Annotated in this window: 19 protein-coding genes; 11 read left to right on the top strand and 8 right to left on the bottom strand. The window is 58.5% G+C overall.

Annotation, left to right across the window (positions count from 1 at the left end; genetic code table 11):
- Nucleotides 1-12: 12 nt before the first annotated feature.
- Entirely contained in the window at nt 13-1,173 is a 1,161-nt protein-coding gene (locus tag Q0650_RS14415; protein ID WP_298820140.1) for an aminotransferase class I/II-fold pyridoxal phosphate-dependent enzyme, read from the bottom strand.
- A gap of 168 nt (nt 1,174-1,341) precedes the next feature.
- Between Q0650_RS14415 and Q0650_RS14410 the strand changes: the two genes are divergently transcribed.
- The 3 genes from Q0650_RS14410 to Q0650_RS14400 all read left to right on the top strand — a co-directional run bounded on the left by Q0650_RS14410 (nt 1,342) and on the right by Q0650_RS14400 (nt 4,984).
- The gene (locus Q0650_RS14410; RefSeq protein ID WP_298820138.1) at nt 1,342-3,792 is read left to right on the top strand and encodes a hypothetical protein; all 2,451 of its coding nucleotides are present in this window, start codon (nt 1,342-1,344) and stop codon (nt 3,790-3,792) included.
- A gap of 129 nt (nt 3,793-3,921) precedes the next feature.
- The gene (locus Q0650_RS14405; RefSeq protein WP_298820136.1) at nt 3,922-4,254 is read left to right on the top strand and encodes a hypothetical protein; all 333 of its coding nucleotides are present in this window, start codon (nt 3,922-3,924) and stop codon (nt 4,252-4,254) included.
- Between the two features lie 112 nt (nt 4,255-4,366).
- On the top strand, nt 4,367-4,984 hold the full coding sequence (locus Q0650_RS14400; RefSeq protein ID WP_298820133.1) for an NAD/NADP octopine/nopaline dehydrogenase family protein: 618 nt from the start codon (nt 4,367-4,369) through the stop codon (nt 4,982-4,984).
- A gap of 101 nt (nt 4,985-5,085) precedes the next feature.
- Here Q0650_RS14400 and Q0650_RS14395 read toward each other — a convergent pair whose 3' ends face one another.
- Nucleotides 5,086-8,235 carry a S8 family serine peptidase gene (locus tag Q0650_RS14395; RefSeq protein ID WP_298820131.1) on the bottom strand — a complete coding sequence of 1,050 codons (3,150 nt, stop codon included), beginning with the start codon at nt 8,233-8,235 and terminating at the stop codon, nt 5,086-5,088.
- Nucleotides 8,236-8,875: 640 nt separating this feature from the next.
- Between Q0650_RS14395 and Q0650_RS14390 the strand changes: the two genes are divergently transcribed.
- The 3 genes from Q0650_RS14390 (at nt 8,876) to Q0650_RS14380 (ending at nt 11,350) form a co-directional block, all read left to right on the top strand.
- The gene (locus Q0650_RS14390; protein WP_298820130.1) at nt 8,876-9,592 is read left to right on the top strand and encodes a hypothetical protein; all 717 of its coding nucleotides are present in this window, start codon (nt 8,876-8,878) and stop codon (nt 9,590-9,592) included.
- A 92-nt stretch (nt 9,593-9,684) separates the two neighbouring features.
- Nucleotides 9,685-10,092, top strand: coding sequence for a hypothetical protein (locus tag Q0650_RS14385; RefSeq protein WP_298820129.1), 408 nt, complete (start codon nt 9,685-9,687; stop codon nt 10,090-10,092).
- Nucleotides 10,093-10,687: 595 nt separating this feature from the next.
- Nucleotides 10,688-11,350: an SOS response-associated peptidase gene (locus Q0650_RS14380; RefSeq protein WP_367280825.1), complete on the top strand. Its 663-nt coding sequence runs from the start codon at nt 10,688-10,690 to the stop codon at nt 11,348-11,350.
- 129 nt (nt 11,351-11,479) lie between these two features.
- Here the strand turns inward: Q0650_RS14380 and murA are convergent, their stop codons facing one another.
- Together murA and Q0650_RS14370 are read right to left on the bottom strand one after the other, a co-directional pair.
- Entirely contained in the window at nt 11,480-12,772 is a 1,293-nt protein-coding gene (gene murA / locus Q0650_RS14375) for a UDP-N-acetylglucosamine 1-carboxyvinyltransferase (RefSeq protein ID WP_298820125.1), read from the bottom strand.
- A gap of 276 nt (nt 12,773-13,048) precedes the next feature.
- A complete protein-coding gene (locus Q0650_RS14370; RefSeq protein ID WP_298820123.1) occupies nt 13,049-14,119 on the bottom strand; it encodes a hypothetical protein in 1,071 nt (356 codons plus the stop codon).
- 150 nt (nt 14,120-14,269) lie between these two features.
- On the opposite strand from Q0650_RS14370, the gene Q0650_RS14365 reads away from it, so the two are divergent.
- From Q0650_RS14365 to Q0650_RS14355, 3 genes are read left to right on the top strand one after another with little or no spacing between them, the layout of a single operon-like run.
- Nucleotides 14,270-14,620, top strand: a complete 351-nt coding sequence (locus tag Q0650_RS14365) for an STAS domain-containing protein (protein WP_298820121.1) — start codon at nt 14,270-14,272, stop codon at nt 14,618-14,620.
- Nucleotides 14,621-14,667: 47 nt separating this feature from the next.
- Complete coding sequence (locus Q0650_RS14360; protein WP_298820119.1) at nt 14,668-15,420, top strand: anti-sigma factor antagonist; 753 nt, start codon at nt 14,668-14,670, stop codon at nt 15,418-15,420.
- Nucleotides 15,421-18,420 carry a SpoIIE family protein phosphatase gene (locus Q0650_RS14355; RefSeq protein WP_298820117.1) on the top strand — a complete coding sequence of 1,000 codons (3,000 nt, stop codon included), beginning with the start codon at nt 15,421-15,423 and terminating at the stop codon, nt 18,418-18,420. It abuts the gene before it with no gap.
- Between the two features lie 289 nt (nt 18,421-18,709).
- Here Q0650_RS14355 and Q0650_RS14350 read toward each other — a convergent pair whose 3' ends face one another.
- From Q0650_RS14350 to Q0650_RS14335, 4 genes are all read right to left on the bottom strand, one after another.
- Complete coding sequence (locus tag Q0650_RS14350) at nt 18,710-19,498, bottom strand: carboxylesterase (protein ID WP_298820115.1); 789 nt, start codon at nt 19,496-19,498, stop codon at nt 18,710-18,712.
- The gene (locus tag Q0650_RS14345) at nt 19,491-20,369 is read right to left on the bottom strand and encodes a helix-hairpin-helix domain-containing protein (protein ID WP_298820113.1); all 879 of its coding nucleotides are present in this window, start codon (nt 20,367-20,369) and stop codon (nt 19,491-19,493) included. The genes Q0650_RS14350 and Q0650_RS14345 overlap by 8 nt, the downstream gene beginning before the upstream one ends.
- 126 nt (nt 20,370-20,495) lie before the next feature.
- The gene (locus tag Q0650_RS14340) at nt 20,496-21,359 is read right to left on the bottom strand and encodes a deoxyribonuclease IV (protein ID WP_298820111.1); all 864 of its coding nucleotides are present in this window, start codon (nt 21,357-21,359) and stop codon (nt 20,496-20,498) included.
- A 138-nt stretch (nt 21,360-21,497) separates the two neighbouring features.
- Nucleotides 21,498-21,656: a DUF2256 domain-containing protein gene (locus Q0650_RS14335; protein WP_298820205.1), complete on the bottom strand. Its 159-nt coding sequence runs from the start codon at nt 21,654-21,656 to the stop codon at nt 21,498-21,500.
- A gap of 148 nt (nt 21,657-21,804) precedes the next feature.
- On the opposite strand from Q0650_RS14335, the gene Q0650_RS14330 reads away from it, so the two are divergent.
- Complete coding sequence (locus tag Q0650_RS14330; protein WP_298820109.1) at nt 21,805-22,467, top strand: ComF family protein; 663 nt, start codon at nt 21,805-21,807, stop codon at nt 22,465-22,467.
- Between the two features lie 33 nt (nt 22,468-22,500).
- Nucleotides 22,501-24,195, top strand: coding sequence for a methylmalonyl-CoA mutase family protein (locus Q0650_RS14325; protein ID WP_298820107.1), 1,695 nt, complete (start codon nt 22,501-22,503; stop codon nt 24,193-24,195).
- The last annotated feature ends 3 nt before the right edge of the window (nt 24,196-24,198 follow it).

Genomic DNA, 24,198 nt, shown 5'->3' with positions numbered 1-24,198 from the left:
CCTGTGTTGACGTTAACCGATTCGACGCACAAATCGTTCGATCCGATCAAGCGCCTCTTCGATCTTGTTGAACGCCGTGGCATAACAAGCGCGAACGTAACCGGCCCCACTCGGCCCGAAGGCGTCACCCGGCACAACTGCAACTTGTTCGCTGTGTAACAACTGTTCACAGAAGGCCTCACTGCTCAGACCGAGATGACCAACATGTGGGAAGGCATAAAAGGCTCCTTGTGGTTCAAAGGTGGGCAGGCCGATACTGTTAAGACCGGCGACGATCAACTTGCGACGACGGTCGTATTCACGCACCATTTCCTGCACAGCATCTTCACCGTGTAAAATAGCCTCCAGGCCGGCGTACTGACTCATTGTTGGCGCCGACATAATGGCGTACTGATGGAATTTGCGCACTGCGGCAGTAATCTCGGCGGGCGCAGCCAGCCAGCCCAGACGCCAGCCGGTCATCGCATAGGCTTTTGAGAAACCGCCAAGGAGTACGGTGCGTTCGCGCATCCCGGGCAACGACGCAAAGCAGGTATGCTCGATGCCGTATACCAGCCGGTCATAAATCTCGTCAGAGATGACAATCAGATCGTGACGTTCGGCGATGGCTGCCACCTCCAGTAACCGCTCGCGACTAAGCACGGCACCGGTCGGGTTATTGGGATAGCCGATTAAAATAGCTTTGGTGCGTGGTGTTACTGCTGCTTCTAGCGCTGCGCCGGTCACCTGGAAACCGTCAGCAACACTGGTTGGCACGTAGACAACCTTTGCATCGGCGAAAGTCACACAGGCCGGGTATGCGACAAAACACGGTTCAGGAACGAGTACCTCATCGTTAGGGTCAAGCATAGCCAGTGCTGCTCCCAGCATCGCCTCACTCACGCCAACAGTAATGAGCAGTTCTTGTTCAGGATCGTACTGCACACCGTAGCGTCGGGCAAGATGATCGGCGAGGGCTACCCGCAGTTCGAGCAAGCCCGAATTGGAGGTGTAGGCGGTTGTGCGATCGATGGAAGCCTGACCGGCAGCGCGGATGGGCGCAGGCGTGATAAAATCAGGCTCGCCGACACCGAGCGAGATCACGTCGGGCATCGTGGCCGCAATGTCGAAAAAACGGCGAATGCCTGATGGGGGTACGGCGCGGATCCGTCGCGCAATACGATGGCTGGTCATAGTAAGGTTCTCCTTCGGATGCGCTGTTCAAACTGATAACGCATAGACGCAATGTTGTAATGCCGAAGGGATTCGTCTGGCAACCAAAGAATGGAGTTGCGTTACCCGTTCTGCGCAGCGCAGTTGAGTCTCGACTGAGCACCGTTGCTCAGCGAGTTCTATCTTACCATGATACGTTCTGGCTTACGATTATTACAATGGGTTGTATCTGGCTGTCTGCTCGGCTTGCTCACGCTCTATCTCTGGTATGCGGCAGAGCATATTCGCCATATACTTGCTTTCCCCTTTCCCCTTGATTACGGTGAGGGGCCACTTGTGGCGCAGGTCAGCCGGCTGGCCGATGGCAAGCCTCTCTGGCATCTCTACGCCGATCCAGCGCAGCCACCATTTTTGATTGTCAATTATCCGCCGCTCTATCTTCTGCTCAGCGGCGGGTTGACCAGAGCGATCGGCACGCCGTTGCTGGCCGGACGACTGATCACACTGATCGGCGGGCTGGCGATAATCGTAGCGCTGGCCGCGCTGATCGGTCGGCGTGGCGCGTGGCTGGCCCTCTTGTGGCCGACAATTCCGATAGTGCGCGAGTGGTTGCCGTTGATGCGCGTCGATCTGCTGGGGGTAGCATTGGGGCTGTGGGCAGTATGGCTGGCCGGCAATCAGCGCCTGTCACCGCGCTGGCGTGGCACACTTGCTGCAATACTGGCAGTTGGTTGCCTCTTGACCAAACCATCATTGATCGCCGGGCCGCTGGCTGCGGGCGTCATGCTCTTGATAGCATGGATGAGACATCGCGCTTCTCCCAATTCGCCTGCGCGTGAAGCAGTGATTGCCTTTCTGGTGACCGCCGCTCTGGGCGGTGGCGGGATCGTTGCCGGCCTGGTTTGGGCGACGAATGGCTGGTTTTTGCTTCACGTCGTGGCAGCCAATGCCAATCGCTGGGAATTCGATCTAGCTGCCGGTTTTTGGCGCCAGCAGCTTGGTTTGCGCTGGCCATTGCTGGGGACGGCGTTGATCGGTTTGATAGCAGTATGGCAAACTGGCCAGCGAACTGCGCCGGCGCCTGCCCTGGTGTACCTGCTGGCAGGTACGTTGGGCGCTATCGGCTCGGGAAAGGTTGGCGCGTATGCCAACTATTTCTTCGAGTGGTATGCCGGGTTGATCTGGCTGACCGGATTGGGTTGGGATGGATTGACCCGCGGGGCAATAGTGTCGCGGCAGCGGTCAACCGAAAGTCTTGTACTGCGGTCTAGGTGGTTGACGCCGACGATAGGCGGGCTGCTGATCGCCAGCCTGCTCTATTATCCACCGTTGTGGGATACGAACCGCCTTCGCCCGGCAGGTCTGATTGAGCCGAGTCCGCCGCGACTGTCATTCGGTCGATATGGGGTATGGGCCGATGCGCAGCGCGAAGCCGCAGTGCTTGGCGCGTTGGCGCGGGTCAATCAGGCGCTGGCCGTTGAAGCGCAAGCGGCAGGCGATGTGATCTTCACCGACTTGCCTGGTCTGGCCAGCGGCGCGGGTGTGGTGGCTCGCATACCGGTGTTTGAGTTTCGTCAATTACTCGATCAGGGTCTGGCCGATCAAACCCCCGTTCTGCGCGCGCTGGCGAATGGCGAATTTTCCTTGATCCTGCTGGATTATCTCGGCAACTGGCTTACGCCGGAGATGATCGCCATCATTCGCCATCGTTACGCGCAGGATGGCTCGCTCGGCGTGATCGATCGCTATCGGCCCGTTGCTACCGGACCGTCACAGCTACCGGCGCAGCCGGTGGCTGCCGGTGGCGTACAACTGTCCGCCGTGCAACTGGCGCCGCCGTTGGGTGCAGCTTACGAACCGGGTGAACTGGTGACGCTCAATCTCGTCTGGCAGCGCACAGATCCGTTGCCGGTCGATGACCTGACCGTCGTAGTGCGATTGCTCTTCGCCGGAGATCGCACTGCCACGCAGAGCGAGCGATCGTTAGTGTATGGCGCGCTGCCACCATCGCGCTGGCCGATGACAACACCGGTTGAACATCTGCAACCGATTGCGCTCCCTCTCGATCTTCTGCCCGGTGCCTATCAACTGGCCGTTGGATTACGTGACGCGAATGGACGTGATCTGATTGCGCCACAGCCGGTAGCAACCCTAAACGTTGAACCCCAGGGTGGCGCTTTCTTTGGCGAGACCGGCTACTTCGTGCCGGCGACGATGATGCGCACATGGGCCGAACTCGGCGCAGTCGAGCGGGGTGGCTGGCCGTTGACGCCGGCGGTTCCCTTTGCGTGGGGGTGGCTGCAATGTTTTGAGCGGATCTGCCTGGAATGGCGCAATGGCGCAGTGCAGATGCGCGCGCTCGGCTATGAACTGTATCTGGCCGAAACGATTCGCAGCGAGCAATGCCTGAATGGCGCGCCGGCTACCGCGATTTGTCCCAACTTTACCGTGCCGGAAGAACTGCTCGCCGGTCTCGGCGTGCCGCTCAGCGGCGAACTGTCGCGCAACGGTTGGATCGCGCAATGGACGACGTATGCGCGGCTGGAGCGGAGCGCCGATGGCAGCGCGTTCGGTTTGGGGCGTCTGGGTGATGAAACGCTGCGTTTACCGCCGGGGGTACGGTACCGCTGGCCTGAATAAGAAAAGGAGAAGAAACTGTACCGTTGTGTCAGATTTAGGGAACTGGTTGGCGGCTGGAATGCGTAGAAGCGTTCGGTTTAGCAGCGTAGACTCGCGGGAACTTCTTTATTCTCAATTTGGAGCAATGCAATGCATGGAGCGGTGCTGGGATCGGGCAATGGTGGGTGCGCAGTGGCATTTGATTACGCTATTCGACAAGCTACGGTCAAGATGTTTGATTTCAAACATTTTCCCGACAACGTGCAACGCATCCAGCAACAGGGTGGTATCTACGCCGAGGGTGAGCTGAACGGCTTTGCGCCAATTGCCTACGCTGGCCACGACATCGGTTACGTTCTCTCTGATGCTGACCTCATCTATGTCGTTGGTCCTGCCTACAGCACACGTTTCTTCGCCGAGGCATGCCAACCGTATGCGCGCAGGCCAGACGGTGATAATATGCCCGGGGTCATGCCTGGGTAGCATTGAGTTCAAACGCGGCGCTGGCCTGTCATTGCGCGATGAGACGATTATTGTGGCTGAAACTTCAACATTGCCTTACGCCGTTCGACTTGTCGAACCTGGACGAATACACATGTTTCTCAAGATCAAAGATGGTCTATTTATCAGTCGTGTGCCGGCGCGCGTGACACAGCGGATTATCGCTCAGGTCGGTGAGGTCTATCCCTTCATCAAGCTGGCGCGCAATGTCTTGCAAACAAGCCTGCAAAACGGCAATCCGGTAATCCATCCTGCTATCACCTTGCTAAATACTGCCCTGATTGAGCGAACCAGAGGCGCCTTCCTCTTTTACGAGGAAGGGGTGACACCTGCGGTAGGGAGGGTGATCAAGGCCATCGATGAGGAACGCATTGCCATCGGACGCGCGCTCGATCTTGAGATTATCTCTGAGCCAGAACTTGGCCTGATGCAGGGATATATGCTGGAAGCCAGTTACGATCGCGGCTACGCTGAAGCGCCGGGATTTCGCGGGATTCAGGCGCAGGCGAGTCTCGATCACTGGTATCTGCATAAAGATGCCGGCTACAGTCTCGTGTTCTGGCAGAGTTTGGCCGAACAGATCGGTGTGGCAACACCCTCAATCGCCGCGCTCATTCGTCTGGCGTCGGTAGTGATGGGGCAGGATTATCGCCAACAAGGCCAGCGAACAAGGAGTCATTGGGGCTGGCAGAATATACGGTTGACAGCCTGACTGCGTTGCTGGTGTAGCGATACCAGTTTGCAGCAAAGGTTAGCATAGCAACGACGGCAGGTAATACCATACCTGCCGTCGTTGCGAAGGGCGCATCCCGACTACCGCACAATGATTGCGCTTGCTTCGCGACCAGCCGGCGCAAAGGAGTACTGCAACAGAATGCCGGAATCGGTCACATCAGCCGGAGCGTCGAAGCGGTAAACGGTCGTGTTGAGCGAGCCGCTGGCCGGAACGACACCGCTGCCGATATCGATGTCGAAGCGTGGCGCGCCGAGAACTGTGCTCATGCCCTCGATCTTGCTCAACTCGAAGCCGGTGAAGTAGTTATCATAGACGTAGGCGTCGATGTTGATCTGCTGACCGAGCGCAGTGACACCAATTTGGCTACCGCACAGCGTGAGCACCGTGTTGGCGCTGTTGGTTGAGTGGCTGGTGAAGAAGAACGCATTGTATGGGCCGGCGAGTGGGCCAACGAAGAAGGCATTGCGTCCATCACTGGCAAATGAGCCAACCTCGGAGGTAAAGCCAACATAATCGGGTACGCCGTCGCGGTTGGTGTCGAAGAGCAGGTCTATCTCTACCGGATAGTTGGAATGAGTAATACGCTGATGGGTCGTAATGCCAAACTGGATGATCGGCGTGTTACCGGGGCAGAAACCAGGGATATCAAACGCGCGCGCGCCAACGTAGCGCAGATCCATCGGTGGCATCTGCATACCGGCGCCGAGGGATGCGTTAACGGTATTGCTACTGCCGATCAGGGTGAAAGGATCGACCGTAACCGGGTTGGCCCCGCTGTTGGTAAGTCGCGCGGTAGCCGGGCTGCTGGTCGTGGCGCGCACAGAAGCCGGCGCCTGCACAACGCCCGCAGCGCGTGGCATAATGTGCCACGGCATCGTCAGGTCGTTGGTTGTGCCCGGGGCATCCAGAACCAGGTAGCCATCATACTCAACTGCGGTCAATGCCGCGCCGTTGCCGCCATTGTTACCCGAATTCAATACCCACGCCGGTAGTTTCGTCGGATCGATCCGCAGCGAGAGGGTAAAGGTGCGACGGCTTCGCGGTGGCACAGTGATGGTGGTAACCGACGTGGTCGGCGAGATTGCTGCGCTGGCCGCATCATTGGCGAAGCGGAACGTTGGGGTAATAGTGTACGTCAGTGGCGTATTACCGTAGTTCCGCACCACAATGGTGCGACGGAGCGTAGTCGGATTGCGGGTTACATCGATCTGCCCAAACGAGATAGCTGCTGTGCCGTTTGATAGTTCCCAGGCGCTCGCCTGTGCAGCAATAGCCCGATCGACCCGCACTTCACCGCCGCCAATTCGGGTAATTGGCGCCAGGACCGGGCCAAGGAAGACCGGTGAACCGTTGTAGATGTTAGTTTCGGCAGTATTGATCAGCCGCGCCTTCAACTCCCAAGGCGACATACTCCAATCAACCGCGTTATACAGCAGCGCGGCGGCGCCGGCTACCATTGGCGCTGCGCCCGAGGTGCCACCAAAAGGCTCGACCCCTGTGCCACTGCCGGCCACTGCTGAAATAGACGCGCCAGGTGCGCCGATTTCGGGCTTGATGATCTGGCCGTACATGATCTGATTGCCGTAGGTCATCTGGCCCATCGTCGGACCGCGTGACGATGTTCCAACCACGCTGCCGGCATTGCTAAACGGATTGTCAAACCCAATGGTGGTTTCGTTCCCGACCCGCAGCTTGAGCGCATTCCCCGCCGCCTGCGTGATCGACAACACCGGCACGGTCGGTGTGCCGCCACCAAAACTAAAGGTGGGAGGCACTGCTCCGGCAACATTGTTGGCCACGATCACTGCAACTGCGCCGGCAGCAGCGCCATTAGAGCCTTTAATGCTAATTGCGCAGACGCCGCGATCGACAAGCAGGATCTGTCCGGTAAGTGAGCCGGCTGGATAAGCCGAACAACCAAGCGCATTACCAAGCGATGCTCCGTAAACCAGAGTGCCGGCGATTGCTGTGGTGGGAATTGGTGCCCATGGCTGTGCGATACCGTACACGGTCGTGCTAAGTACGGTGATTGGGTAGGAAGCGTCGCTGGGAACAGCGGTTTGCGCAACTGACAGCGCAGTGCGCGCGCCGGCAGGAGTGCCGGTAATGTAGGGGCGGTCGGCGCTATTGCCGGCAGATGCGACGACGAGAATGCCCAACGGCTGCAAATTATCGACAGCGATTGCCGAATCGTCGTCGTAGTTCTGTCCATATGAAGCGCCCAACGACATATTGACAATATGCATACGATCGTCGGTGATGCCGTTGCCATCGGGATCGGCAACCCAGTCAAGGCCTTGCAAAATGGCGACACCACTGCACGATGAAGATACCGCCGAGCAAACCTTGACGGCGAAGAGGTCGACCTCTGGCGCTACACCCTGCTCACCGCCAATGATGTCAGCAACATGAGTGCCGTGACCACCGGCGCAGGTGCCACTACTGAGACCGGGTTGACCACAGTCAATCGGATCGGGATCAGGACTGAGGGGGCCATTCGGCCATACTTCACCAACGAAGTCGTAGCCACCTTTGACGCGATCGGTGGGGAAAAGACCATCCAAAGTTGTATTGCGTGGATCGGCAGGATTGTCGCCGTAAGCAGCCTGATACGCAGCTAGCGTACCCGCACCACCAAACGCAGCGTGCGTATAGTCGATGCCGCTATCGAGCACAGCCACCCGGACATCCTTGCCGCGGAAGCCGGCTGCTTGCACAGTAGGATTGGCGCCGATGTACGGCACCGTTTCCATCGGTGGCTGGCTCTCGCGCTCGTAATTGACCACCGGACTGATGCGAACCACTTCCACATCGCGGGCGAGCGCTGGTAGCGCCGCTCCATCGACCTCAACAACGACAGCGTTTAGCGCCACGCGCAGCCGGGCCAGCTCGGTCAGGGTTGGATCGATCGCGCGCAGTCGCGATAGAACCCGCTCGTGCTGCTGGTTAATGCGGTTGAGCTGCGCAGCCTGGGCGGCGCCTTCGGGAACGCGCGCCGTTGGGTTTTCGCTCAGACGGATAACCACTTCTTGACGACCGGTCGCGCCAATGAGGCTCGGAGAAAGTCTGGTTGGGGCGCGTTCCAGCGAGATCGGTTCATCCAGACGGATAGAGTCGAGGTTTGGGATCGGCCGCGGCGGTTGCGCAGCCAGCGGAGCAACCAGCGCTATAGTCAGGGCAATGCTGATTGCAATCGCGACGAGATGGCGTCTATTTGTTAATTTCATACAACTCCTCAGCTCACAAACGAGAATGCACCCAGACTTTGGTTGTGTGATTGTCTAACTGACACAGACACTACAGACGCATTCCTCCTTTCTCTTCTCACTGCACGGTAGTTCTGCAATCTGGAGTTGAAACCAGCACACAACGAACTACTCTTCCAGAACCTGAATTCTGGTAGAGTGCAGGGCTGGCCTCGATCGCTGCCCTGGGTGTGAGCGCCCATTCGCTCATCTTGTTTCGCGCTTTTTGTAAGACCGTGCAGCAGCCAAACCTCATACTGTTCGTTGAGGCGCGCGCATGGTGAGGTGTAGTGGCGAAAGACGCACGTCGCCTGATTTGCGTGCGGAATACACGCAACAATCTCAGCGGCAACGATGTAAGCTGTACGAGCTGAGGTTGATTGGTGGCAAGACAAAGATTAAATCTATTAAACGCATCTGTCAAGCCTGATCAGCGCTTCAGGTCGTTTACAAATCATTCACATCTCTGGGTGATCAAATGACAAGATGTTCATCTTGTCAGCGTCGTGCCATGGTTGGTTGACGCTGCCCGTTGCCGTGACCCCTTCTCCGGATTGCAACCGGTTTCGGTATGCGCTTTGTGATATACTGTTACCAGTATGATTCTTTGGGGAGGTTCCCGGTGTCTGTGATCAATACCCTATCAGTCGTTGTCTGCGCCGCCGATGGCGCACACTTGACGCAGACGGTGCAGGCAGTTTCTGTTGCTGCCAGACGCTATAGCGTTGAGCACGAAATTATCATTGCCGCCGGCCCGGCAGCGGTAGCGGCAGCGGCGCGTAGCGCTGCTGCCTATCCGTTTGCGCATGCCACATTTCACTCCCAGCCGCGTCGTCCCGCCTATTTGCTTCGCGATGCCTGCGCGCTGATCGGTGGCGATATGGTATTGGCGCTTGACGCCGATGCGCCGCCCTCTGCCCTGGCCATTGAACGGTTGTTGACTGCCTATCATGGTCATGATGTGCTGGTCGGTATGCGCGTGCCGGCGCCATCGCATCCGTTGCACCGGGCCCATACCACCCTGTTGCGCCGAGTTCTGGCGAGCGATCAGACCGATCCCCTCTTGCCGCTAGCGCTGTTTCGGGCCGAGTTGATCGATCTCCTCCCCGGCGACGATGAGCTGGCGCCACCACTGGCCCATCTCTATGCGAGCGCGCGTCGCCGAAATTATGTGACCGGTCAGGTGGCGCTGCCGGCTCATAGCGTACCATCGCGTCTGTCTGGCCTGGCTGATGTGGCTGCGCTGGTTGCGCAAGGCCCGGCTCGCGGAGCCAGCCCAGCTCTTGGCGCGCTGGCAGTCGTCGGTAGTCTCTGGTTTTTGCTGCGTCGGCGACGGTAGCTGGCAATCAACTGGCGCAACGTTTTTGGCTGCGCGCTCGTCTTATTTCTGATCGTCATGCCGGTGTCCCTTGTGATCGAAGGAGGAAATCGATGAGCCAGCAGGATCAGAAGCCCGATCAAACACCCGATTTGGGTGCAGAGTTGCGTGAATTGGGTCAGCAGATTGAAGCTGCCCTGCGCGCGGCGCTTGAAAATGAACGCGCTCGCCAGGTGCAGCAGGAATTGCTCCATGGCTTGCGGACTGTTGGTGAGCAGGTGCAGTCAGCGGCGAAGTTGATCGCTGAAAATCCCCGCGTGCAGGAGTTAGCCGAACGCGGTCAACAGGCGCTGAATCAGATCCAGCAGAGCCAGGCTGCTCACGATCTCCAGCAGACGCTGGCGCAAGGGATTGCGCAGTTGAATGATCGGTTAGCTGAACTGATCAAACGGATGCAGTCGCCTACCGGTGGCGAACCGGCTACCGGAGAAACGACTCGCCTTGATCAGGATAATCATTAGATGTCAGGCGTGTATTGAAACGCCATGGGCAATTGGTCGTTACTGTCAATCTGCCACGTATTGGTAGGTTGACAGTTTCTCGTTTTCTGCGCACTGGTATGGTCTGCTCACGACTTATCGCCTCGTATGCCAGCCATATGGATGTGTCTGCGTACCGCTTTCTCTTGTGCGATAGCAAATTGTTTGTCGCAGACATCCGACACGATGGCTCCTCTGGCAGCGCAGTTGCCATCGACTGTCAGGGTTACATCGGCTCTCATCATTCGACTTTGTGTTGTGTGGATGGCCAGCGCAGGAAGAGTCGCAGGCATAGCACTGAAGGTTGGGTGGGATTGTATCAATCGGGGCTGTTGTCGGAAGCATGTCCGGTTGAGTAGCGTCTGGCTTCCAGACCATCAGTCATTGCCCGGCAATCGATTGCGTCGCCTGGTTGTGCCGGCTGGCTCAATCTTGCAAAATCCCGCAGCGATATGGTTGCGCACTTGTCGTTCCCACGCAATACTCTGTTTGGAAATCCGCTAATCTGGCGATTGGTATGCTTCCCCTTGGAGGGAAGCATGTCTTGAGCAGTCGTTATTTATTTCGTGAGGTTGCTATGTGTGGTCGTTATACGCTGGCTGTTACGCCGGCCAGACTTGCCGCCCGCTTTGGCGTTGCGCCGCTCGAGTTTCAACCACGCTACAACATCGCTCCTACGCAACCGGTTGTGGCTGCGCGCAATGGCCAGAATGGTCGTGAACTGGTCTTTTTGCGCTGGGGGTTGATCCCGGCATGGGCGAAGGATGCCTCCATTGGCGCGCGCATGATCAATGCCCGCAGCGAGACGGCGCTTGACAAACCGGCCTTTCGCACCGCTTTTCGCCGTCGCCGTTGCTTGCTACCCGCCTCCGGTTTCTATGAGTGGCAGACCACTCCTGCCGGTAAGCAGCCTTACTATTTCTCGCCGGTTGATGATGAAATGATCGCATTTGCCGGTCTCTGGGAGCAATGGCAGGCGCCTGACGGCACCCTTATCGAGAGTTGCACAATTCTGACTACTGCTGCCAATGAAGTCGTTGCGCCGATCCATGACCGCATGCCGGTCATGCTGCCGTCCGATCTCGCTGCGCTGTGGCTCGATCCGGCTGCCGATGTCGCGCGTCTCCACGAGTTGTGTCTCGCTCCCCCGCCGGTGGCGTTGCGTGTCTACCCGGTAAGCAAGGCAGTGAATCAGGTGCGCAATGATAGCGAGGTCTTGATTCGTCCGCAGCAAGTGTAGGGGCACGGCTATGCCGTGCCCGGTCGCAAATGGAGTTGTTGTCGGCGACACACTGTGCCTTGCCATTGGTGGAAGCGTCGGTCAAGAACGGGATGCCAGCAGATGGCGACCACACGTATCCCGTTGTTGCTATGATGCCCGTACTCGTTCAATCCGCGCGCCAAGCGCGGCCAGCCGTTCATCGATTCGCTCGTAGCCGCGGTCGATCTGACCGATGTTATAGATCACGCTCCGCCCTTTGGCGCAGAGCGCTGCTGTCACCATCGCCATGCCGGCCCGAATGTCAGGACTGGGCAGACCATCCGGCTCGCCATAGAGTTGTGACGGGCCTACCACCACGGCTCGATGTGGATCGCAGAGCACGATCCGCGCTCCCATTCCGATCAGCCGGTCAACGAAAAAGAGTCGGCTTTCAAACATCTTTTCGTGGATCAGCACTGTGCCGCGGGCCTGGGTCGCCACGACAATTGCTGTGCTCATCAAATCAGGATTGAAGCCAGGCCATGGCGCCGAGTCGATTTTCGGTATTGCGCCGTGCAGATCGTGGCGCACGACCAGCTCCTGGTCGGCAGGCACAATAATGTCGTCACCCTCTTCACGCCACTTTACCCCAAGCCGACCAAACATAATTTTGGTCATGCGATGCTCATGTGGACGCGCGTCAACAATGCGCAGTTCACTGCGTGTAACTGCCGCCAGTCCGATAAGCGACCCGACTTCCATATAGTCAGGCCCGATCGTGTAGTCAGCGCCGTGCAGGCTGCTAACCCCTTCAATCTCAAGCAGATTGGTGCCGATACCGCTAATGCGGGCACCCATCCGGTTAAGCAAATGACAGAGATCCTGGACATGCGGTTCGGAGGCGGCATTGCCGATAGTCGTGTGACCTTCAGCCATCACGGCGGCCATGATGGCCTGCTCGGTACCGGTCACGCTCATTTCATCGAGGAAGATGTCGGCGCCGCGCAATCCATCGGTAGTCAGAATGTAACTGGTCGGGGTGACTTCCACCTGCGCCCCCAAAGCTTGCAGCGCGAGCAAATGGGTGTCGAGCCGCCGCCGACCAATCGCGTCGCCACCGGGCCGAGGGAGGGTAACGTAGCCGCGACGGGCTAACAAAGGGCCGGCCAGCAGCGGCGAGGTGCGGATTCGACGTGCCAATGCTATGTCTGGTTCAATCGGCGCCAGTTGGCTGGCGCGCAGATGGACAACATTCGGTTCTGGCCGATCAATTTGAACGCCGAGGTGAGCAAGCAGAGCCAGTTTGGTGCGCACATCGCCAATATCGGGAATATTGCGCAGTGTCACCGGTTGATCGGTTAACAGGCTGGCTGCCAGGAGGGGGAGCGCTGCATTCTTGTTGCCGGCTGGTCGAATCGTTCCGGCCAGTCGGTGGCCGCCTTCAATGACAAAATAATCCATAGTATTCCTCGCAAACAGGCAGTAAAGCTTTCGAGACAAATTGAGTCGCCTGACTCATTGAACGTTGTTCGATGAAGATGCTGCATATTGCATAGTGAACACAATCCGTCTCAAGCCGGTGCGCATTGATCACACTGGCAAAGATGGTCGTAACTGCACTTGCTCAAGACAGGGCAAAGCAGTCTTGATCGTCAGTCATCATATCGCCGAATCATTTCTGTGGCCTTGAGTGATAATTCAGCGTTCGCGCGACGCAGCATGCGGAGCAGTTTGAGATTAGCCCGGTTGTTTGCGGTTGCGCTGGAGACTCTTGCGCAGACTCGCTCGAAATCGTTGCCAGCGGCTCATCTGGCGAGCGCCGGTTGCGCGCACGGCTGCGATCAATTCAGCCGCCCGCGCCTTCCCCAACTCGAGCGCCTCTTGTCCCAATTCCCGCAACCGGCCCTGATCAACCAGCTCACCTTCGGCAAACCAGCGCCATGCTGCCATGCCGGTGGTATAGGTGCCAGCGTAGGCAATTGCCACCTTGGGCGCAATACCCCAAACCGGGATTAACCCAACCAGTGCGCGCGCCAGTTGCCGCCAGATGAAAGCGCCCCCGATGACCGGTAACACTTCCCGCAACCGCTCGCGCAGGTCGGGCGGCGCGCCGTAGGCCAACCCGAGGCGGTAAACCAGGATGGCCTGGTTCTTGGTCAACACCAGTATATCAGCCGCAGCGAAAGGTATATTAAAGAGTGGGATTTGTGCCGGCACTGCGGTAGCCAGCACATACGAGGCATTGGTGAATGCGACACTATTAATCAGGTTACGCGCAACCACAGCGCGTAACCCCGGCAAGCGACGGGCAGCAGCCAGGTGTAGATCGGCGGGCAAGCGATCGAGCACGGCCTCGGCCAGTTGCGCATTCACGTCAGATGCAGCCGGATCAGGCACAACCAGGAGCCGGGCATGCGCTACTCGCGGGTGGAGTGGACCAGCATCAGGCGGCAACGTGGTACCCCAGACGACCAGGACGGTCGGTAAGGCCAGCAGTGCCAATCGATCAATCGTTGCCAGTTCGCGCGCTGAGAGGCGAACATTGTGATCGAGACCGATAATAATGAGATCAACATCGCGCAGCTCATCGGGCACGATGGTTTGCAGGCTGGCAAGCCGCACAGGTGAAGGACCAGTCGCGCCGTAGCGCTGCGGACCACTCTCGAGTCGGGCGGCAATCGTTTGACATACTCCTGGCGCGCCAACGCAGACGATGGTAAGCGGACGTTCTGCTTCAGCGCGAATTGCCGTCACATCAATTTCGCGCAGGGTGTTCAACGCGACACTGAGATCATTCCATCGGGCCATTCCCGCACCTCTTTCGCGCCAGCGACCGGTGCCGGCGCCGTCATTATAGCATGGTTGTGGCTCCGTTCCGTTCGGTCGGCCACAGTGTGTTATAATAACAGGCAATATGCGCAACGCGCCGATACAGTACCTGATAAGGGAGGAGTAGAAATGGAATTGAATCACCGCCGACTGCATCGGGTTGATCTGATAGAAGTGGTCGGGCGCGTTGATGCAGCCACTGCGCCGCAACTTAAGCAACTGATTGAATCGCTCTTCGCAGAAGGACGCCATCGGATTGTGCTCGATTTTAGCCGGCTCGAGTATATCAGCAGCCCAGGTCTGCGGGTTCTGATTGAAGCGCGCAAGAAGGCGCGTGAATGGAAGATCACTGACCTGGAGGGTGGTGATGTACGGATCGCTAACTTGCCTCCTCGGATTAAAGAGGTGTTCGATCTCACCGGTTTTAGCTCACTGTTCGAGATCTATGGCGATACCGTCGAAGCAGTTGGTTCATTCTAGACCTGCCACATAGCCGGCTATACCGGTGTCTGGATCTCACCATCGCCATGGAGAATAGTATCACCCTCACTGCCGATCTCGACGCGCTGGCTAAGATTAGCGCATTCATTACCACTGCCGCCGAACGCTGTGGTCTCGATGAGCGTGCCACGTGGCAGGTACAGCTCGCGGTTGACGAAGCAGTCACCAACGTTATCCAGCATGCTTACGATCCCGATCAGCCCGGTGATCTGACCCTGAGCTGGCAATGCTGCGACCACCGATTCATTGTGACTGTTCGCGATCATGGGCGTCAGTTTGATCCATCGGCTGTGCCGACACCCGACATTACCTCTCCCCTCGAAGAGCGTCAGGTAGGCGGTTTGGGCATCTATCTGATTACCCGTTTGATGGATGAGGTCCGCTTCGAGTTTTCGCCGCAAGGTGGTAATCTGCTGACCATGGTGAAATATCTGCCGCAAGATCAGCCCGCCTCACCCGATGATGTTCTGGTTATTCCGATCCATGACCGGATCGATGCGCTGACCGCGCCACGCTTGACCAGCATGGTCAGTGAACAGATTGGCAAGGGCGCGCGCCAGATTGTGCTCGATTTGAGCAACGTCTCGTTTTTGTCGAGCAGTGGCTTGCGGGCATTATTGCTGATCCGCAAAGAGCTGATGACGCTTGGTGGCGAGTTGCGCCTGGCCGCGCTCCAACCACAAGTCTACGAAGTCTTCACAATTACCGGGTTTACCCAGGTCTTCAATTTGCATCCCTCCGTAGCTGAAGCGCGCGCTGCATGTGCTCAGAGGCATTGAGTGTCTCGCGAATACCTGCTGACATGGTACGGTCTGCTCGTCGGCGGGGTGGCGTTGTTCTGGCTGCTATCATTACCGCTGACGCCGGCAACACCAGCGCTGGTGGCCTTGTTTGCCATCATGGCGTTTGCCGTTGATCTACTGGCGTTTCGCGCTCCTCCGGCTGATGTACACAGTCTGGCTCCGCTGGTACTGGTGAGCGCCGGTTTGGCGTTGGGGCCGGTCATCGGCGCCTGGCTGGCCGCAATCGAGGGATTTCTTTCTGGCGTGACCATCGTGCTTCTGTCTAATCGCCCGCGCACGCCGTTTTCGCTTCTGGGTCGCCCCCTCTTGCGCGGTGGGTTGCGCGCGCTGGGATTGTTGACCGGCGCCTGGCTGTCCAGTATCGCTTATGCCCAACCGCTCGTCGCGTTAACACCTGCCCAACTATTCGGCTGGACACTGCTAACCTTTCCGTTGGTGACACAGTTCGGACGGGTGCTCCGCGAGCTGTTGCAAGGTGGTCGCAGCGGTCTGGCTACGTGGTGGCGTTCAGCCTGGCGTCCGATTGTTGGCGCCGAGCTGTTGCCATTGCCGCTGGCATGGTTGGGTGCGGCCATCGCCCACGATCTCGGCCTGATCCATCTGGCGCTGGCCGGCGCCGCGCTGATAGCATCCGCCGCAGTTCTGCGCCGCGCCGCGCTCAGTTTGCAATCGCAACGCCGCTCGGTGCGCGAACTGGCTCGACTCAATGAAGTCAGTCGCGCCATCATCCGCAGCGAACTCGATGTCGATGCGCTGTGTGAATTGATCTACCGCGAGGCGAGTCGGATCGTCGATACCTCTTCGTTCCATCTTGGCCTGTTTAACGGCTCTCACTATACCCTGATGGTGCGGGTGCAGGATCGGGTGCGGCTGCCGCGTCTCACGGTCGATCTGTCGGAAAATAGTGGCCTGATCGGTTGGATCCGCGAGACTGGCCGGGCAATCCTGGTTGAAGATTTTACTCGAGAGATGGATCGGTTGCCGGCCCGTCCACGCTATCAGAGTGAGCGTCCGCCCCGCTCGGGCATCTATGTGCCGTTAATCGCTGGCGAAACGGTAATCGGTTCTATTTCGGTGCAGAGTTACGAACCGGCTGCCTTCAACGCCAACGACCTGCGGCTCATTTCCCTGATCGCCGACCAGGCAGCGGTGGCGATTGCCCGCGCCCGCGCCTTCCACGAAGCGCGCCAGCGCGCGAATCAGTTGCAGGCCATTCGCGAGGTGAGCCAGCAGATTACCGCCATTCTCAATCTCGATCAGTTGTTGCCCTCAATCGTGCGGCTGATTCGGGAACGGTTTGGCTACCATCCGGTGCATATCTTTACTGTTTCACCTGATGATGGTCGAATCTATTTTCGCGCATCTACTGCCGATGGCGCCGATCTTGAACGGCTGCGCGCCCTTTCGCTGCGGCTTGGACAAGGGCTGGTCGGCGAGGCAGCGCAGCGTGGCGAGCCTGTCCTGGCCGGTGATGTGCTCACTGACCGTCGCGTCATTCGCGATACGCAGCAAACTCGCTCTGAGCTGGCAGTGCCGTTGCGGGTGGGCACAACCGTTATCGGTGTGCTTGATGTGCAGAGTGATGAACCTGACGATTTCGATGATGACGATCTCTTCGTCATCCGCACGCTGGCCGATCAGATTGCGATTGCTATCGAGAGCGCGAATGCCTACACTGCCCAACAAGAAGAAGCCTGGACGCTGAATGCTCTGTTGCAAATTGCCGAGAATATCGGTCGGGCAACGACACTGCCCGATCTGCTGGCAACGGTTGTGCGATTGCCGCCGCTGCTGTTAGGCTGTCCGCGCTGCTACATCGCGCTCTGGGATCGCGAACTCAATGATTTCGTGCTCCGCGCAGCGTATGGCTTGCCGGCAGCGACGCGCGCAATGTTGATCAACCATCCAACCCGATCACCATTCTTGCTGCGCTTACGCGAGCGCGCGATAGAGCAGGAACAACCGCGACCGGAAGCGCTCTGGCAGGCGCAGGACAACGCTGATCAGTGGCCGGCGTTAATTACAGTGGCGCAGAGTGGTTCGCTAATCGGGTTGCCGATCAGCGCGCGCAGTTCGTTGTTAGCAGTGCTGGTACTCGATTACAACGATCCGTTTGTGTCGCTGAGTGGTCGGCAACAGAATTTGTGCGCCGGCGCGACTGCGCAAATTGCCGGCGCGCTCGAGAGTCTGCTGCTGGCGGCGGAAGCGGCTGAGGCGGCCCGGCTCGAACAGGAACTGCGGGTTGCGCGCGAGATTCAACATTCGCTGTTGCCCACCCGGTTGCCTGTCGCGCCAGGCTGGCAGATCGATGCGGCATGGCAGTCGGCCCGACTGGTCGGTGGCGATTTTTACGATTTCTGGTCGTTGCCGGTTGGCGCCGAACCGATGCGCGAACTGGGCCTGGTTATTGCCGATGTTAGCGACAAAGGTATTCCGGCGGCGATGTTTATGACGATGTCGCGCTCGCTGGTGCGCGCTGCTGCGCTCGACGGATCATCACCTGCGCAGGCAATGGAACGCGCCAATCGCTGGCTCTACCGCGATTCTGAGTCGGGCATGTTCGTTACCCTCTTCTACGCTCGTCTCGATCTGACCAGTGGTCGGTTGTGCTACACCTGTGCCGGTCATAATCCGCCACTGGTCTATCGGGCGGCAACTGCCAGGATCGAAGAGCTGCGCACTCCCGGTATCGCTCTGGGTGTGCTGGCCGAAGTGCAATTGCACGAGGCGGTAACGACGCTGGAACCCGGTGATGTGCTGGTTTGCTATACCGATGGCGTGACCGAGACGATCAATGAGTTGCTGATCCCGTTTGAGGTTGAGGGTCTGTGCGCCATTATTAAGGCTTACGCCACTGCTCCGGCAGGCGCAATTGTGCAAGCGATTTTGGCTGCGATTGCTCGCCATAGCCATGGTCAGCCGCCGTTTGATGATATTACCCTGATCGTGATCAAACGCGATACGCTCAATAACTAACCGGCGCAGTAATCCTGTTGCCTTATCGACGGGAATGTTGTTTCTGGTCGGAGCCATACTACTCTGGCCGGTATCGAGCGTGGATAAACAGAGACTGGCGATCTTCTCAAACGCTGGCGGGAACTCAGGGCCGACACCGGTCAGGTTTGGTGTCGAAACCGCTCGATCCGCTGCAAGATGGCCAGTGGTGACGACTAGTCAAACCGTGCCGGCTGTGAGGCTTCGTTTCAGCGCCAGAGCAGGTTGCTGGCAGTTATCCTGCCGGGATGTGCGGTGAGGAAATCCCTAATCAGTTGCGATTGAGAAACCGCTCGATCCGCCGAAAGATGGTTTGGCGATGGGGGCCGGCCAAGAGTAATTGGTGACCGGTATCTGGCCAGTACGTTAGCTCGCAGTATCGACTACCGATGCGTGCCGCAATTGCTGCTGCGCTGGTTGGATCGGCGGTCATATCATTATGGCCATGCATAATCAGTGTCGGCGCTTGAACCTGTGGCAACACCTGACGGGCTGCACTCAGCGCCAGGCGTAACTCATCGGCAGCCGCAACCGAGACCTTGACCGAACGGCGCAGCATCTGCTGGATGGCGGGATCGTCGAGATCGAGACCGGGCTGGCGCCGCCAGATTGAAGCACGTAAGTCAGGGCTAGAGAAATCAGCTTGCGCGAGCAGGTAGAACCACGGTGTAACGTAACGCGCAACTCCCAACAGACTTACCCGCCAATCGCCGCTGAGCTGGTATGGCATAGCCAGCAGGGCCAGCCGGTGTACTGGCCGCCTGACGGCGAGCAGGGTCGCCAACGCGCCACCGAGGGAAAATCCGATCACCGAAATCGGGTTGTACCGGCTGGCCAGCCGATCGAACGCATGCTGCGCGGCAGCCAGCCAATCGCCCCATCGCACCGGCATCAGATCTTCAGGCTGACCGGTATGGCCGGGCAGGCGGATACCAAGCACCGTATAATTCGCCGCAGCGAGATGTTCGCCGAGATCGCGCATCTCTCCAGGATCGCCGACAAAGCCATGGATCAACAGGCAGGCATGTTCGCCGCGCCGCAGCAGGTATGGTTCAATCATTGGCAACGTAAACCAGCTTGCGGAAGATGTTGATGTTGCGCTCGCCAATACCCGAAACCGCAATCAGATCATCGACACTCTTAAAAGGCCCGTGCTCCTCGCGGTAGGCAATGATGCGGTCAGCCAGAACTGGCCCGATGCCGGGTAGCGCAATCAGCGCCTCACGATCGGCGCGGTTGATGTCGATTGGCTCCAGGTCTGTCGTTGCTGTTTCGGCAATCGCCGCTACCACCGTTTCCTCTTCGCTGCTGGCAGTAGCCGTGATCGGTGTCGTGGTAACCGGTTCCTGATCTGTTGTCGGGCTGGCAGTAGTCGGCGTGCCGGTATCCACTACTGCATCAGCAGGCATCGCTGGCGCTGTAGCTTCAGGTGACATCGGTAGTCTTTCCGGCGCAGCCATCCCTGCGCCCGAGTCTTGAGCGCTCACAGAGGCAGTCTGAGTCGCTGCAACTGCCTCTGGCGGTGCTACCTCAGCGGTTGGTGTCTGTAGTTGAACACCGGCGCCATTCCGATCCGCTGGCGAGCTTTCCACGCCGGTGGCGTCCCGTCGCTCTGGCGGTGCGCCACGGTGAACGCGGGTGATAACTGGTCGCGCCCCGCCAGCAGCGTTGCCGGTTGAGCTGGACGGCGCTAACTTCGGCGGTTCACCTCGATGAACGCGGGTGACAACCGGGCGTGGCCCGCTACCGGTTGATGTCGTCGTCGGCGCAGAGGGGGGCGTAACCGCTGCCGGTGGCTGGCTGGCAGGCGGCTGGCTAGCCGGTGGCGTGAGCGGTAAGGTGGGAAGCGGTTCAGACTCGCTCCGCATGCGTCGCCAAATCAAGTATCCGATCCCAAACAGGAGGACAACCAACAGCAACTTTCGCCACATAGCAATCTGCTCCCCGGTTTTCTATGCGAATTCTACCAGCACTCATTGTCAGCCCTGATGGCATCTGTTTCATATGGCGACTATTGATGCGCTCGTGCCACTGTCTGTCGATCTGACGGGTCATGCTTACTGCTCGCCAGTCGTCTGTACCAGCGAACGCAGCAAGGCCAGATTCATACGATCCTCTGCCATGTCCTCGCCTTTCGGTGTCTCGATGATCATCGGCAGGCCGGCGAAACGCGGGTCATTCACCACCAGGCGGAATGCTTCGATGCCGATACAACCCTGACCGATATGCGCGTGGCGATCAACTCGACTCCCCAGATCCTTCTGCGAGTCGTTGAGATGAAAACACTTGACTCGTTCGAGGCCTACCAGTCGATCAAATTCGGTGAAGGTGACCTGATAGCAATCTGGATCGCGAATATCGTAGCCGGCGGCAAAGATGTGGCAGGTATCGATGCAGACTCCGAGCCGGTCATGGTAGGGAATCAGCTCAAACAGGCGGGCAAGATGTTCAAAGCGATAACCTAGCGCTGTGCCCTGGCCGGCAGTCGTTTCCAGCAAGATCATGGTGCTACCGCCGACTCCTTCGGCCATGAGGCGACAGATGGCATCAGCCACGCGCGCCAATCCCGCCTCTTCACCAATACCGGTATGCGAGCCGGGATGTGTCACCAGATAGGGAATGCCCAACTGCGCGCAACGTTCGAGTTCGTCGGCGAAGGCAGCAATTGACTTCTCGCGGAGATCATCAGCCGGCGCGGCCAGATTGATAAGATACGAATCATGGACGATAACCGGATGAATACCGGTGCGTTGTTGCTCGGCGCGAAATGCTGCTGCCTCTTCCGCCGGGATAGGTTTAGCCGTCCACTGTCGTTCGTTTTTGGCGAAGATTTGCATCGCCTCCAGTCCAACCGATTCGCCACGGGCAAACGACTTCGAGACGCCGCCCGAAATTGACATGTGTGCGCCGAATCGCGGCATGCCACCATCCTTGTTATCGTGTGCCGGCGAGTACCGGATAATGCAATTATATCACGGCTTGCCGATGGCGCTCATGTGCGACCCGCTGCTCAACTGCTTCCTGCGGCGGCCCGATCGGTTGGCACCGGAGCGCCGCTCTCAGCGCGCTGCGCGCCGACAGCGATCGGAACAATAGCGAACCTCTTCCCAACAGCGTGCCCACTTTTTGCGCCATTCAAATGGGCGTCCACAGGTAGCGCAGATTTTGGTTGGGAGCTGGCCTTTGCGTCGTGGAGTGTGGATGGTGGCGTTTGTCATGTTAGTGCGAGCCATGTTGACGCATCCTCTGGCACAATAAAACGGTTTTATTCATAGAGTGCGCTGCGCGCGTCTAAAGCGGCAGATTGCCCTGCCATATAACTGACTGTTTATCATCGTTACCTGATTGCGGCGAACTGTCAACCCTATGCTTGAGCACCTGCTCAACTTGCTCTTTCCTGACCGCTGCGTCGGTTGCCGACGGCTCACCGGCGAACTCTTCTGCGTCAGATGTCGGTCACGGCTGCGTCCCTATCCACCTTTTCCGCCGCCACCCGGCCTTGATGCGGCAAGAGTGGCATTTTGCTACGAAGGTGCGCTGGTGAAGGCCATTCATCAACTCAAGTATGGTCGTCGGCGTCGGGTTGGGCATGCGTTAGGCGATCTGCTGGCTGCGGCTGTTGGCCCGCTCGCCGCCGACGCATTAATCGCAGTGCCGTTACACCGTGATCGGTTACGCGAACGTGGTTTCAATCAGGCCGCCGAGCTGGCAGTCCGGTTGTGTCGGCCCGGCAATCCGCCGTTGATTGAGGGGTTAGCGCGCGCGCGCGCAACCGGTCGGCAGGCCCGACTTACGGCCACCGCTCGCGTTGCCAACACTGCCGGCGCATTTGTCTGGATTGGCGCGCAGCCGCCCCCGCCGCGAGTCATCGTCATCGACGATGTGCTGACCACCGGCGCCACCCTGGCCGCTTGCGCTGCGGCGCTGCGAGCCGCAGGCGCGCAGTCAGTTGTTGGCATTGCCCTGGCTCGCTCGGTAATGTTGACTCCGTTGTACAATAGAAGTATCTGCGTAGTCAATTGCGCATAACGGCTATCCACTCTTCGTTTGTCAGGAGGGACGATGATGTCTGACATCGAGCAGATCGCTGCCGCCCAGCAACAGTGGGAACAGCAATGTCTCTGGCCTGCGCTCAAACGCGCCCCCGAACGATCTGGCCCGTTCATGACCACAAGCAGCGCGCCAATCGAGCGCCTCTACACGCCACTCGATTTAACCGGTGATGACGCAACACCGACCGACCACTTCCTGCGCAACATCGGCTATCCCGGCCAGTATCCCTTCACTCGCGGCATCCACCCTACCGGCTATCGCGGCAAGCTATGGACAATGCGGATGTTTGCCGGCTTCGGGAGCGCCGAGGAGACCAATGCCCGCTTCAAGTACCTGCTTGAGCAGGGTCAGACCGGGTTGTCAATCGCGTTCGATATGCCAACGCTCTACGGGCGCGATACCGATCATCCACTGGTTGAGGGCGAGTTTGGCAAGTGTGGTGTCGCTGTCTCGTCGCTGGCCGATATGGAAATTCTGCTCGATGGGCTGCCGCTTGATCAGGTCAGCACCTCAATGACGATCAATTCGCCAGCGGCCATCATCTGGGCAATGTATCTGGTCGTAGCCGAGAAGCGTGGCATTCCCTGGAATCAGTTGCGTGGCACCATCCAAAACGACATTCTCAAAGAGTACATTGCCCAAAACGAGTACATCTTCCCGCCTGAGCCGAGCATGCGGCTGGTCGTTGATACGATTGAGTTTGCTGCTCGTCACGTGCCCCAATGGAATCCGATCAGCGTCAGTGGGTATCATATCCGTGAAGCGGGCAGCACCGCCGTGCAAGAGCTGGCCTTCACCCTGGCCGATGGCTTTGCCTACGTTGAAGCGGCGCTCGAACGCGGGCTGGATATTGACGAATTTGCGCCTCGCATCAGCTTCTTCTTCAATGCTCACAACGATTTCTTCGAGGAGATCGCAAAATACCGCGCGGCGCGCCGTATCTGGGCGCGGGCCATGCGCGAACGCTACGGCGCGAAGAATGAACGGTCGTGGTGGCTACGCTTCCACACCCAAACTGCTGGCTGCTCATTGACGGCTCAGCAACCCGAAATCAACATTGTGCGCACGGCCATTCAAGCCCTGGCCGCAGTGCTTGGCGGCACGCAAAGCCTGCACACCAATTCGATGGATGAAGCGCTCGCGTTGCCCTCAGAGAAGGCCGTGACCATTGCTCTGCGGACGCAGCAGATCATTGCCTATGAGAGCGGTGTGGCAAATACCGTCGATCCGCTTGGTGGCAGCTATTTCGTTGAAGCGTTGACCGATCGCATGGAGCGCGAGGCTCAGGCAATCTTTGATGCTATCAACGCTCAAGGCGGAGTCATCGCAGCCATTCGCAACGGTTATTACCATCGTGAGATTGCCGACGCCGCCTATCGCTATCAGCAAGAGATCGACCACGGTGAGCGCATTATTGTGGGTGTTAACGCCTTCCAGGAAGATGAGCCACTGTCAATCCCGATTTTGCAGATGGACCCCGAAGGCGAGCGGCGTCATCTCGAACGCCTCAACCGCGTTCGCCGTGAGCGAGATCAGGCGCTGGTTGCCCGCCGGCTGGCCGAGCTGCGCGCCGCCGCTCAGGGTAGCGAGAACCTGATGCCGGCCATTCTGGAATGCGTGCGCGCTTACTGCACGCTCGGCGAGATGTGTGATGTCCTGCGCGAGGTGTTTGGGGTCTATCAGCCGGATACAGTGATCGTGTAAGGT

Source organism: uncultured Chloroflexus sp., assembly GCF_937129525.1.
In the GTDB taxonomy this organism is placed as follows: Bacteria; Chloroflexota; Chloroflexia; order Chloroflexales; family Chloroflexaceae; genus Chloroflexus.
This window is presented reverse-complemented; position numbering and strand designations above follow the sequence as displayed.